Annotated in this window: 1 protein-coding gene; it reads left to right on the forward strand. The window is 42.3% G+C overall.

Annotation, left to right across the window (positions count from 1 at the left end; all coding sequences use genetic code 11):
* Positions 1-16 precede the first annotated feature (16 nt).
* Entirely contained in the window at positions 17-1,441 is a 1,425-nt protein-coding gene (locus A1D18_RS00065) for an LbtU family siderophore porin (protein WP_071661796.1), read from the forward strand.
* Positions 1,442-1,503 lie beyond the last annotated feature (62 nt).

Here is a 1,503-nt window from a genome sequence, read left to right on the forward strand (position 1 = left end):
AAGGAGATGGATGAGTATGAAACTCAAAGCGATTGTTGCTTCACTCGTAACACTAGGGCTTAGCGGTCCTGTATTGGCGATGCAGCCATATATGATGGATACATCCTATCAAATGGATGTGATGCGTTATCAAATCAATAAACTCGATATGATTCTTGACCGAAATCAACCCGGCGGATTTGATCAACCCTGTGGTTGGACTTGTCGGATCAATATCAGTGGTTGGATGAATACCGATGCTTATTTGGCGAGTAAACCACCGATTTTCTGGCAGTTTAATCCAGCATTTAATCCAGCAGCGGTAGTGAATCCAGCTGCTGTACCACCCAATGTACTGACTATTCCAACGACGGGTAGAGCGAGTGATTTAGTGCTTAACAATGCCAATCTTTTTGTCGATGCACGAGTTAATAATTGGGTAACAGCAAATATGTCGGTTGTGTATAGCTCCTTATCAGCTGTTCCAGGTTCGAGAGGGGCCTACAGCATTGCTAATTCATTCTTTGTGTATCACCCATTGAACCGAACAGAGATAGACACAGCATATGCGACTATCGGTAATTTCCAAGCATCACCGATTTACCTTAGGGTGGGTAAAGAATATATCCCATTTGGCGCATATGACCCCTATGGATTTGTAACACAAGAGAATCCAACTCAATTGTTCACTGAGATTACTGCAGCTGCAGCTCAATTAGGATTTATTGCACCGAACGGTATATACGGTTCGTTATATACGTTTGCAGGTAATCCTAAAAGACTTGATGGAGGATCTACACGCCGCATCCAAAATGGGGGTGCCGATTTAGGGTGGGGATACAGATGGTGTAATAGCAAATTCAATATAAACGCAGGTTACATTGCGAATATAGCGGATTCAAACTTCTTGTCTTCTTATTATCTCAATACATTGGTTGAAGGGACAACAGTACCAGGGTTGCCGAATAGGAAAGTAGCTGCATGGAACTTAAATGCCGATGTTACGTTTGGGCCCTTTGATGCGAATGGTCATTATATTCAGACCTCACGGAGTTTAGCGAACCCTATCTTTTTAAGTGGTAATTCTAGTACAGGCTTCCGAGTATTAACTAATCCACCGGCGCGATTGGGTAAACCTAATGTTTGGGGCTTGGAAGCTGGATTGACGTTTCCAGTGATGGCGCATCAATCACGTGTGGCGATTGGTTATCAAAAAACCACGCATTTGGCAAACTTCCTGCCACAGCGCCGTATTTATGCAGACTATATGGTTAACTTCGCCAAATGGTTTGATATGGGTATAGCGATATTCCAAGATAGAGATTACAACATTGGTGAAGGCTCTATTATTTCAACCAGTGTAATCCCTAATTCACCACCTGTGGGTACTAGAGTTCACGCAGGAGCAACAGGTAATAAATCAACAACCGGCCAATTACGTGCCAGCATCAAATTTGCTTAAATTATTTTTACAACCTAAATTTAAATAAAACATTAAGCCCGCGAAAGCGGGCTTTTTTATTA

Origin of the sequence: Candidatus Rickettsiella isopodorum (assembly GCF_001881495.1) — a bacterium.
Lineage (GTDB): Bacteria > Pseudomonadota > Gammaproteobacteria > Diplorickettsiales > Diplorickettsiaceae > Aquirickettsiella > Aquirickettsiella isopodorum.